Below are 10,268 nucleotides of genomic sequence, written 5' to 3' on the forward strand. Positions count from 1 at the left end.
CATCCGGCGCATTGGCGAGGAGAAACTGGCTGACGGTGCGAAGACGCCTACGGCCCGGCGTTGGGTCGTCGAACGGACGATCGCCTGGCTGAAAGGGTTTCGGGCGATTCGTACCCGTTATGTTTGCTAGATGCCCAATTACTTGGCACTGATTCACCTGGCTTGCGCACAAATCTTATTCCGAAAACTCCAAGAAACCTAAAGTTTAAGCAAACTATGTTCCGGATATCTTCTAAGCCCTTGCGCCTTCGGCGTAGGCCGCGCGGATCAGGGCGTAATCGTCGCGTCGGAGCGTAGTCACCAGTTCGCCGACATCGGCTTCCGAGACGCCGAGATCCTTCAGCAGCATCCCGCCGCGCGCCAGCGTGCTCTCGATGTAGCCCGTGCCCGCGTGCTTGATGCCCTTGGCAACAAGCGCGTCCTGATCGGCGATGGTGCGCACGCGCACGTAAACGTCCAACTGCGGATAGAGGCGATGCAACGTCAGGGCCAGCGCCTGGCGGCCTCCGAATCGCGCGAGGTCACGAACACCGCGGCGGCCTTGCCGAGCTTGGTGGCTTCATGGGTACTGGCGCTGTACAGGTCGCCGAAATAGACCTCGCGCCCGGCACGCCTGGCTATCTGCACGACGGCGATGTCCCGCTCGACGGCGACGTGGGGGATATTCGCCCGTTCCAGTATCAGGTCCATGAGCTGCCCCACCTCGTCGTAGCCGATGATGACCACATGCAGTGCCATGATCGGCACGATCCACATGTCCTGCGCCATCAGGACGGCGAAGGTGGTCCGCCCATGCTCGCTCGCCAGTTCGCCGCGCTCGCCCAGCGTCCCCATGACGATGGCCGTCGATGACATGGCGAAGGCCAGGCCGAGGATAGTCGCCGATTCCCATGGCGCTTGAAGCACCAGGATCGTATACGCGGCAAGCACGGCCGCGGTCAGCAGCATCTGCGCGGAGCCCAGACCGAAGATCAGGCGGCGCATCTGCCAGAGCTTCTCGGGGCGCATCTCCAGACCCACGCTGAACAGGAACAGCACCACGCCGAGCTCGGCGATGCTCTGCAATTCATCGACCGCATGCACGGGGAACGGGCCCGACGTATGCGGCCCGATGAGCACACCGGCGACGATGAAGCCCAGGATCGAACCGAAGCCGAGTCGCTAGAACAGGATGACGCAGGCCGCCGTCGCGGCAAGAAAGACGACGATCGCGAGAAGGACTGCCGAGATGTCCATGGTGACTCCGGTTCAGGGAAAGTCCGATTGATCAGCGTATTCCCTGATTAACTTCCGGAGCGTACTGCACTCTCCTGACGCGCGACACCGTCCCGAAAGGGACTCTAGTCAGCCGTGTCGCAGCAGGTTAGCGTTCGGCGCTGTTGAGCCGTCGGTCGAAGTCGGGCACGTCTGAGGCGGTAGCCTTTTGCGGCACCGCTTTCTGATGCCGGTCGTGCTTGGTTCATCAAAGTACCGCAAGAGCGATTGAAGTACCGCTTGGCCACTAGCCGGACGGGCTAGCGCAGCAGCTCTTGCGCCGTACACGAAACACCTTAGGGTATGAGATGATCGATTGGTTTGTAGAAACGCTGCGGGCCTATCCGCAGCTTGCCGTAGTGGTCGCCTCATCAGCGGCGACGCCGGGTGAGACGAATGCGTATTCGTGCCGTGAACTCGTCCTTTCACGCGGTTCCAGAACAGTATCCGATCAGAAAGGATCGCCAGAGGAGCAAAGCCAGCCCGTTCGACAAGTATGGGCAGCGCCCGACCGTCCACCCGAACGGGCGCTTGTCGGCGGCAGCAACCCACTAGAGCCTCGTCTAAGCCTTGCTGCCATGAAACGCAAGGCTCGATGGTCACGCAGCGTCCGCCTAGGGTTGGTCGCTGCCCTCAGCACGATGCGCAGACGCCTCGACCAGGTCGGCTGTTGCTCTTGTCTGAGAGCCGAGCGAAACGCCCAGCACCTCCCTGCGCACCGTTACTGTGCGGCAGACGCCCTGTTGTCACCAAGGCTGACAGTCGCGCCACTGGCTGTGCTCTCATTCTTTATGTGCTGGCAACCTGCCTTCGCGGAGAACGCAGAGCAGGGCGCCTCCCGCACCGGGGCGCCGGTGCAAAATGCTTTTGACCATGACCCTTTCAGCGGCCCCCGAGCGGTGTCCACGATCCTGCGCGATGATCGCGAGGAGAAGGCGGATCTACTCAATCTCAATGTCCTCAAAGCGTGGGAAGGATGGAAGGCCGGTATCGCCGAGAGCATAGGGCTCAGCTTCGGCGGCGATTACCTCGCAGTGGGTTTCGCCGCGACCGACAGCCTCGGCGACGACACCTCGGCCTCTGGGGTCGCGCGCTTCTTTGGCTCCTGGGAGTTGCTGAACCGCGGCGCGGCGAACACCGGCAGCGTTGAGTTCAAGATCGAAAACCGGCACGCCTACACCGACATCCCGCCGTCTGCCTTCGGCGTCGAAGTCGGGTTTGTCGGTACGCCAGAACCCGTCTTCAACAACGACGGCTTTCGCGCGACCACTCTCTATTGGAAGCAGGACTTCGCCGACGACCGCGCTGTCTTGCGTCTCGGCTTTCTTGATATGAAGGAATATTTCGATGGTTACGCGTTGGCCAGTCCTTGGACCGGCTTTCTCAATCTCGCCTTTACGGTCGGCTCAAACACGATGATCGTGTTGCCGGACGCCGCGCTTGGCGCGATGGTCGGCGGCTATCTGACCGACAACATTTATGCGGCAGCCAGCATCATGGACGCCGGTTACCAGCCGACATCCATGTTCGAGGGCTTCGATACTTTCTTCGGTGACTTCAACACCTTCAAGACTGCGGAGATCGGGATCACCGGAGGTGGCAAGCGATTTTTGTTCGACAATGCGCATATCGCGGTCTGGCAGCAGGATGAGAGTGACGTTAGCGGCGTGCAGAGCGGATGGGGCGTCAATGCGTCTGTCTCCCGTGTTGTGGGCAAGCACTGGTTGCCGTTCTTGCGTGCCGCTTGGGCCCATGAAGGCGGGGGCCTTTACGACAGGTCGGTGAGCGGCGGTTTTGGATACCAGAACAAGCCCGGCGGCAACCAGCTCGGCGTCGGCCTCAACTGGGGCCGCCCTAATTCGGATACGTTCGGGGTCGACCTCAACGACCAGTGGATAAGCGAGGTCTACTACAGGGTCCAGCTTACCGAGAACATTCAGATCACGCCCAACCTGCAAATCGTTGTGAATCCGGCTTTGAACCCCGCAGATGCTCTCGCCTTGTTCGGAGTGCGAGCCCGAGTGACGTTCTGATCTTTTGACACGGCCTTGCGGCGAAAGATGATTTGCTTATCGTCGAACCATGTTATCGCCGAAGCAAGGTTTACTTACAAAAACAGAGGAAAACAACATGAACAAAATCGTACCTAAAGATGAGCTAGTCAATTTTATAGGGACCAAGGTTGAACCAACCGCATGGTATGAAGTTACGCAGGAACGCATCAACGAATTCGCCCACTGCACAGGCGATAACTACTTCATGCATGTTGATCCCGAAAAAGCGAAAAAAACTGATATGGGTGGAACCATTGCTCACGGCTTACTGACGCTGGGGTTGACACCTTATATAATGGCTAACTTTCCAATACCTGAGAATATGCCACATGGTTTTAATTATGGTTATGACAAGGTTCGTTTCCTGGCCCCGGTACACACTGGTAAGCGGGTACGCATACACGGAGAGGTTAAAGATGTTATTTGGAAGGATGAGCACAACTGCAAGTTCATCACTGCATTAACCGTTGAAATTGAAGGTGAGGAAAAGCCAGCACTGTACGCCGAATGGATACTTTACTACGAAACCGAAGCCTAAGATTACCGCCGAATCTGTTCGCTCACCCGATATTACAGGGTGAGCGAGCCATCATCTAAGAAAACCATCATCTAAGGAGATAACCATGACAGATACTACAAACCTTCCGTTAGACGGAATTCGCGTTATAGATTTCACGCAGGCCGAGCAGGGCCCCATTGCCACTCTACAGCTCGCTGATTTTGGTGCCGATGTAATCAAGATCGAGCGCCCGGGCGTAGGTGACCTGAGTCGGCATACCGTTGGCGGGACCTCTATAGAGGCAACTAACAATCCGACATATGTCGCCATGAATCGCAACAAGCGTTCGATGGAACTTGATACGAGAAGTGAAGAAGGAAAGAAGGTTATTTATGAACTCGTCAAAGTATCGGATGTGGTCGTAAACAATTTTCGCCCAGGTGTGATGGACAAGCTTGGCTTCAGCTATGAGAAGCTAAAAGAGATTAATCCACGCATTATTTTTGCGTCCGCAACAGGCTACGGACCTGTCGGACCAAATGAGAAAAAACCTGGGCAGGACATGGTGGCCCAAGCTGTAACAGGCTTCATGTATGAGACCGCGGACCCGTCAGTTCCACAATCGATAGTTCCAACAGCTATCTGCGATTATACCGGAGGTATGCATCTCTGTCAGGGCATTTTGGCCGCGTTGATTGGGCGTGAAAAAACCGGCCTTGGTCGAAAAGTGGATGTGTGTCTTTATGATTCGATGATTCATACGCAACTGCAGGAAGCAGCCTACTGGAGCAAATACAAACAAGTTCTGAACTGGGCGGCAATGCCACTCGCTATTCACGCCGAGGCCAAGGATGGGCCAATTGTGGTGATTGGAGCGTTTATGCCCAACCCGCTAAAGGCTATGTGCGCTGCAATGGAAATAGATGATCTTACCATTCCTTACCCAGATATGGCTTCTCAGATCAAAAACAAAAAGATTATACAAGACACACTGCGCAAGGAAATTGCCAAATACACCATGGAAGAAGCTTTGGCACGTTTTGAAGGGCAGGATGTACTTTGTTCCAAGGTCCGCAAATTAAGTGAAGTAATGGATGACCCACAAACGAAGATTAACAATATGATAATCGATATTGATCACCCGATTCTTGGTAAAATTACGACCATCGGTTGCCCTGTTCATATCAGTGACGCTCCTGTTACTACGAGAATAATGGCGCCACAGCTCGGTGAGCACACCGAAGAGATCCTTCGCGAACTTGGTTTGGCCGCGGGTGGCGGTAAGTAAGAGCGCCGGATGAGTGTCTTGTTTGGCACAAGTGACGGCGTACTCGGGTTACGATTGATCATCCAACGAAGATGAATGCAATTGATAACTCCAGCCGCAGACGCGGCTGGAGGAAATCCGGGATCAGATTAAGCCAGCAGAAACGCAAACACTAAAAGAGAGTGATGAAGACATGACTACTGCTTATGAAACGATCAATACATTTGAAAAAGACAGTATTTTCTATTTAGAAGTAAACAGGCCCGACAAGCTGAATGCTTTGAACAAAACGGTTTTAGATGAGATGTTGGATGCGATAAATAATATCGATGTTTCAAAATATAAAGGCGTTATTCTAACAAGTGTTGGAGAAAAAGCTTTTATGGCAGGTGCGGATATAGCTGCCATGTCTGAAATGACTCCGCAAGAAACACAAGTGTTTGCCGAAACAGGACAGGCCGTTACCTTGGCCATGGAAGACTTGGCCCTGCCTATGATTGCCTGTGTTCAAGGCTTTGCACTTGGCGGTGGATGTGAAATGGCAATGTCTTGCGATTTCATTTTTGCTTCGAAGCAAGCAGTTTTTGGACAGCCTGAGGTTAAATGGGGTGTGTTACCTGCTTTTGGTGGAACCCAAAGACTTCCAAAGTACATCGGTCGAAACCGAGCAAAAGAGCTTATCTATTCGGGCACTTTTATAGATGTTGATAAAGCCTATGAGTGGGGATTGGTGAATAGAGTATCAGATGATAAAGCAAGCTGCCTGCAAGAAGCAGTTGAGTGTTTAAACGTTATAGGAAGAAATGGTCCACTTGCCGTTGCAAGTGCAAAACAGGTCATGAATGCTGGAAATGATATGTCCAATAAAGATGGCATCCACCAGGAAGCATCAGTCTTTGGAGTAGTTGCTAATTCGAATGATAAGGCGGAAGGGACCAAAGCATTTGTAGAGAAAAGACACCCAGTGTTCACAAGAAGCTGAAATGATCAGCGTGTAACGCACATACGACTCATAGTTACTAGAGGAAGAAAAAAATGAGTGACCAAAAATTACGCGTGGAGATCGATGGCGCCGTGGCAACATTGTTCCTGGTTAACCCGCCGATGAACGTGATGACACTGGATATGAGACGCGAGTTGGACGAGGCCCTGACCAGCCTGGAGGCTGACCCAGCGATAGGGGCGATTGTACTCACAGGCGACGGTGACCGCGCTTTCGGCACCGGCTCCGACATTAAGGAATTTCCCGGACTCTTGGCGGACGGTGCCGTCGTGTCTCGCAAGCTCGCTCCTGAGAACGAAACATTCACCAAATTCGCCAATTTCCCGAAACCCACAGTCGTGGCCATTGAAGGCTATGCGCTAGGCGGCGGCATGGAACTCGCAGCCGGCGCCGACATCATCGTGGTCGCCGAAAATTCAAAATTCGGCGTGCCCGAAATAAACCTTGGCGCCATACCCGGCAGTGGAGGCTCAGTGCGTATAACACGGCGTATCGGTATTGGCCGCGCCAGTGAGTTGTTTTTGCTGGGCGATATGATCGATGCGCAGCAAGCGCTCGCGTGGGGCTACGCCAATCACGTTAAGCCTAAGGGCGAGGTGCTCGCACACGCGCAAAAAATTGCTGCAAGGCTTGCAAGCGCTCCGAAGCAGGCCATTTGTGCCGTCAAGCAGGTGTTGCGGTATGGCATTTACTTACCCGAGGAGCAGGCAATTGCGAAGCTGCTTGACGTGCTCGATGTGCTATCCCGTACGCAGGACCTTCACGAGGGAGCCGACGCCTTCATTAATAAGCGCAAAGCGAATTTTCAAGACCCGCTGGACACCTCAAAATTTGTTGGCTGCATGTTTCCAAAATAAACTCGCCCCGTACGAAACGGGGGTCGAAGTGACTCAGGTGGTGAGGCCCGAGTTGGCGAACGAATTGCACAAGAAGGCCGAGGATCTCGGCCTTCTTGCCTCGGGGTTGCCCGAAGAGGTGGGCGGCGGCGGCCTGAATAGTATCGACATGTGCCTGTGAGAATTACCAGAACAAGCCCGGCGGCAACCAGCTCGGCGTCGGCCTCAACTGGAGCCGCCCTACTTCGGATACGTTCGGGGTCGACCTCGACGACCAGTGGATAAGCGAGGTCTTCTACAGGGTCCAGCTTACCGAGAACCTTCAGATCACGCCCAACCTGCAAATCGTTGTGAATCCGGCTTTGAACCCCGACAGGGATGCTGTCGCCTTGTTCGGATTGCGAGCCCGAGTGACATCTGATCCCGACAGAGGCACGGATGCACCCAAATTCTCCCAGGGGCCGAGTGATGGCGCCGCGTGAGACGGGGCAATACCAACTTCCACCAAGTTTGATTGCCGAAGGGGGTGCCGCTGAAGATCGTGGCGTGACTAAACATGGCTAGAAGGAGGGTAGGGTGTTCAATCTAGCCTTTTTCACGCACTTTTTGATCCCGCATTTCTGTGACGAAAAGCCCCTCGCCATGCTCGATAAAATATTGATTATTAAGGGCATGATGGCGTTTCCCGGCCGAACAAAAAGTGTGTGAGCAGAACAGGCTCAAAACCGGACAGATTGAACTCCCTAGAAGGAGGGTGTTCTCCATGGCCGCATCAATCCCGCTCCGATCCGACTTCGACAGGCTGCATAGGGAGGCGCGGGACGCCAAAAACACGGCGCGAGCGAGCCGACTGCTGGCGCGGGAGACGATCGATGATGGCGCCTACTTTTGGACATCTAACGGATTGGGCAGATCGGAGGCCCCGAAAGAGCAAGAGACCGGATGGAGCGGATCGTCCAGAGACACATGGCGTCGGACGGCGTCCTTAAACTGGAAGGCTAAATAGTCATCGGTTTTCAGTCTTGGGCTGACCTGATGAGAAAATAAAAAAACACGTAAACATATGAGATAGAAAGATGAATTTTGGAATAGTAGATCTGTTTGTGGTTTTTTTAATCACCTTGGGGCCGCTCAAATCGTCGATCGTGTATGTTACATTGACCGCCGATGCCGATGCCGGCTTCAGGCGCAGCATCGCTATAAGAACGGTGCTAACAGCAACTGTCGTAGCACTCCTTTTTCTGATTGCCGGCGAGTTCCTGCTGGATGCGTTTCACGTATCGATTCCCGCTTTGAAGCTGGGAGGGGGACTTATTTTGGTGCTCTTTGCACTCGAAATGGTTTTGGGCAGCAAGTCACAAGAAGCGCCGAAGACCGATTCGGCAGCATCGACCAATATCGCCGTTTACCCTCTGGCCATGCCATTGATGGTAACCCCTCAGGGCCTTGTTGCGATTGTTACCTTAACTGCAGCCGCACCCGGAACGAGTGAATTGGTGTTAATGATCGGATTGATACTCGGGATCATGGCATTCAACTTTATCTTTCTTCTCGGCGCTCATCGGATTCTTAGCGCGATAGGCCCGGCAGTGCTTAAAGTGGTGTCAGTTATTGTGGGATTATTGCTAGTCTCTTTGGCGATTCAGTTGATGATTTGGGGTCTAACCGATCTCGGGGTACTGCAAGAACTTCCAGTCAAGGGCTAAGCTAAGGTTTACAATGGCGGCTGCGGGCTGCTAATTGATGACAAAGGTCGAACAGGTGGCTGCGGAGATAGTCATGAGCGCTCCGCTCGCGGTACAAACGGTGAAGTGTCCGCTGGTGCGAAATTTGGCAAAAGCACTCAGCGTAATTCTTTTGATGGGTGATTGCGTTAGGCCAAACAACTCTTGAAACGCGCCGCACAATCGAAGCGGGCTCTGTCAGGAACGAAACAACATGGAAAATGCCCACACATCATGGGCAGTACTCAAACGCGGCAAAGTACTGCGGGCTTGCACTTCCACCCTTGCTGCAATCTTCATTATGACCAATTTTGGGGCCAGCAGTTCGGCGTTGGCACAGGGAGAGGGAGAGGGAGGGGGACAGGCAGATTTGGCGACCCAGTCACAGAACCCGATCGCCTCGCTGATCAGTTTGCCTTTCGAATTTGATAGCTATCAGAATGTCGGGGAAGAAAATAGAACCCAGAATACTATACTCTTTAAACCGGTGGTTCCAATCGGTATTAGTGAAAACTGGGACCTCGTTTTGCGTGGCATCATTCCTTTCATCGACCAGCCAGATTCTGGTCCGATTGATGGGAAAACAGGCGTTGGCGATATCCAGCTGCAAACCTACTTTGTGCCGAAAAAGACCAACAGTTTGGGCGGGGACAACTTTTGGACTTGGGGTGTCGGACCGGTCCTTCAGTTCGATTCGGCATCCGGCGACATCCTTGGTACAGGCAGAAATGCCGCGGGCATCGGCGGCGTCTTGTTCGCCAAGATTAACAATTGGACGGTGGGTGCATTGCTCAACAACGTTTGGGATGTGGACAGTTCCAAGACGCGCGAAGGCGTTAATTTTATGACATTCCAACCCTTTGCCAACTACAACCTCGACAACGGTTGGTATCTGAAAACTGGCCCTGTCATAACCTACAATCATGAAGCAGATAGCGGGAACAAGTGGACTATTCCGGTGGGCGGCGGCTTCGGCAGGGTCTTCAATTTTGGAAAACAGCCCGTGAACTTGTCAGTAGCAGCATACGGGTTTGCAGACAGTCCCGATGGCGGTGCGAATGTCCAACTTCAGGCATCGCTCGTCTTCCTGTTCCCTAAATAGGGACACGAGCTTTTGTGAGCCCGCTACTCGAAACGATAAAGAGCCGCCTTTGAGGGCGGCTCTTTTGTATTCTGGAGTAAATACTCTGGCTCCTTCACCTTAAAATGACACGCGGCGCACATATGGATATTCTCGCGGTTCAATAGGTTCAGGGGCGCTGCCTAATTCGCGGTGATGAAGCGCCTCGGACAGCGGGTCTGTCCAGCACGTTAACCGCACTTACCGACGCACCGGCACTAAGAAATTTGATGCACACGGATGCAATGAACCAATCAATGAATCTGGGCTCTCCACTTAACCGGAGTTCCTCCACGGACGGTTTGCGGGAGGGAGGTCGAGGCTTGGCGGGTGGCCATTTGCCCTCGGCGGGGTGGGGAGTACTGTTCGGGGTCGCTGGGTCAGTGCGAGTTCCTTGTAGCGCACAGGCTCGTTCGCAATCGCGAGTTCGAGTACCCGGTAGAACACCATCCCACGGCTGCGGGACCGCCGGCGGTTGAAGCGGAACACGAACTCGTTCAGGTAGCTGGCA

General features: G+C 54.0%; 12 protein-coding genes and 2 pseudogenes. 10 read left to right on the forward strand and 4 right to left on the reverse strand.

Features of this window, described 5'->3' with window-relative positions; translation table 11 throughout:
- Nucleotides 1-25 precede the first annotated feature (25 nt).
- Nucleotides 26-130 (forward strand): transposase, encoded by a 105-nt coding sequence (locus CKO23_RS26810; protein ID WP_369408013.1) that lies wholly within the window; start codon nt 26-28, stop codon nt 128-130.
- Between the two features lie 102 nt (nt 131-232).
- On the opposite strand, the gene CKO23_RS22585 is transcribed toward CKO23_RS26810, so the two are convergent.
- Nucleotides 233-481, reverse strand: a complete 249-nt coding sequence (locus CKO23_RS22585; protein ID WP_200335387.1) for a hypothetical protein — start codon at nt 479-481, stop codon at nt 233-235.
- A 2-nt stretch (nt 482-483) separates the two neighbouring features.
- Nucleotides 484-1,149, reverse strand: a pseudogene (locus CKO23_RS22590) (cation:proton antiporter domain-containing protein); the annotation flags it as partial.
- Nucleotides 1,150-2,045: 896 nt separating this feature from the next.
- On the opposite strand from CKO23_RS22590, the gene CKO23_RS22595 reads away from it, so the two are divergent.
- The 7 genes from CKO23_RS22595 (at nt 2,046) to CKO23_RS26815 (ending at nt 7,395) form a co-directional block, all read left to right on the forward strand.
- Complete coding sequence (locus CKO23_RS22595; RefSeq protein ID WP_200335396.1) at nt 2,046-3,287, forward strand: carbohydrate porin; 1,242 nt, start codon at nt 2,046-2,048, stop codon at nt 3,285-3,287.
- Between the two features lie 97 nt (nt 3,288-3,384).
- The gene (locus CKO23_RS22600) at nt 3,385-3,846 is read left to right on the forward strand and encodes a MaoC family dehydratase (RefSeq protein WP_200335398.1); all 462 of its coding nucleotides are present in this window, start codon (nt 3,385-3,387) and stop codon (nt 3,844-3,846) included.
- An 85-nt stretch (nt 3,847-3,931) separates the two neighbouring features.
- Nucleotides 3,932-5,095: a CaiB/BaiF CoA transferase family protein gene (locus tag CKO23_RS22605; protein WP_200335400.1), complete on the forward strand. Its 1,164-nt coding sequence runs from the start codon at nt 3,932-3,934 to the stop codon at nt 5,093-5,095.
- 172 nt (nt 5,096-5,267) lie between these two features.
- Nucleotides 5,268-6,056 (forward strand): enoyl-CoA hydratase/isomerase family protein, encoded by a 789-nt coding sequence (locus tag CKO23_RS22610; protein ID WP_200335402.1) that lies wholly within the window; start codon nt 5,268-5,270, stop codon nt 6,054-6,056.
- A 53-nt stretch (nt 6,057-6,109) separates the two neighbouring features.
- On the forward strand, nt 6,110-6,934 hold the full coding sequence (locus CKO23_RS22615) for an enoyl-CoA hydratase/isomerase family protein (protein WP_200335404.1): 825 nt from the start codon (nt 6,110-6,112) through the stop codon (nt 6,932-6,934).
- Between the two features lie 40 nt (nt 6,935-6,974).
- Nucleotides 6,975-7,094 carry an acyl-CoA dehydrogenase family protein gene (locus CKO23_RS22620; protein ID WP_346014670.1) on the forward strand — a complete coding sequence of 40 codons (120 nt, stop codon included), beginning with the start codon at nt 6,975-6,977 and terminating at the stop codon, nt 7,092-7,094.
- Nucleotides 7,095-7,194: 100 nt separating this feature from the next.
- Nucleotides 7,195-7,395, forward strand: coding sequence for a carbohydrate porin (locus CKO23_RS26815; RefSeq protein WP_369408014.1), 201 nt, complete (start codon nt 7,195-7,197; stop codon nt 7,393-7,395).
- A gap of 103 nt (nt 7,396-7,498) precedes the next feature.
- Here the strand turns inward: CKO23_RS26815 and CKO23_RS22630 are convergent, their stop codons facing one another.
- On the reverse strand, nt 7,499-7,678 hold the full coding sequence (locus CKO23_RS22630; protein ID WP_200335408.1) for a hypothetical protein: 180 nt from the start codon (nt 7,676-7,678) through the stop codon (nt 7,499-7,501).
- Nucleotides 7,679-7,989: 311 nt separating this feature from the next.
- Here CKO23_RS22630 and CKO23_RS22635 point away from each other — a divergent pair, with 311 nt between their 5' ends.
- Both CKO23_RS22635 and CKO23_RS22640 read left to right on the forward strand, forming a co-directional pair.
- Complete coding sequence (locus CKO23_RS22635; RefSeq protein WP_200335410.1) at nt 7,990-8,619, forward strand: MarC family protein; 630 nt, start codon at nt 7,990-7,992, stop codon at nt 8,617-8,619.
- Nucleotides 8,620-8,851: 232 nt separating this feature from the next.
- Complete coding sequence (locus CKO23_RS22640) at nt 8,852-9,739, forward strand: hypothetical protein (RefSeq protein WP_200335412.1); 888 nt, start codon at nt 8,852-8,854, stop codon at nt 9,737-9,739.
- A gap of 405 nt (nt 9,740-10,144) precedes the next feature.
- Here CKO23_RS22640 and CKO23_RS27010 read toward each other — a convergent pair.
- A pseudogene (locus CKO23_RS27010) lies at nt 10,145-10,268 on the reverse strand (IS1595 family transposase); the annotation flags it as partial.

Origin of the sequence: Thiocystis violacea, from assembly GCF_016583565.1 — a bacterium.
In the GTDB taxonomy this organism is placed as follows: domain Bacteria; phylum Pseudomonadota; class Gammaproteobacteria; order Chromatiales; family Chromatiaceae; genus Thiorhodococcus; species Thiorhodococcus violaceus_A.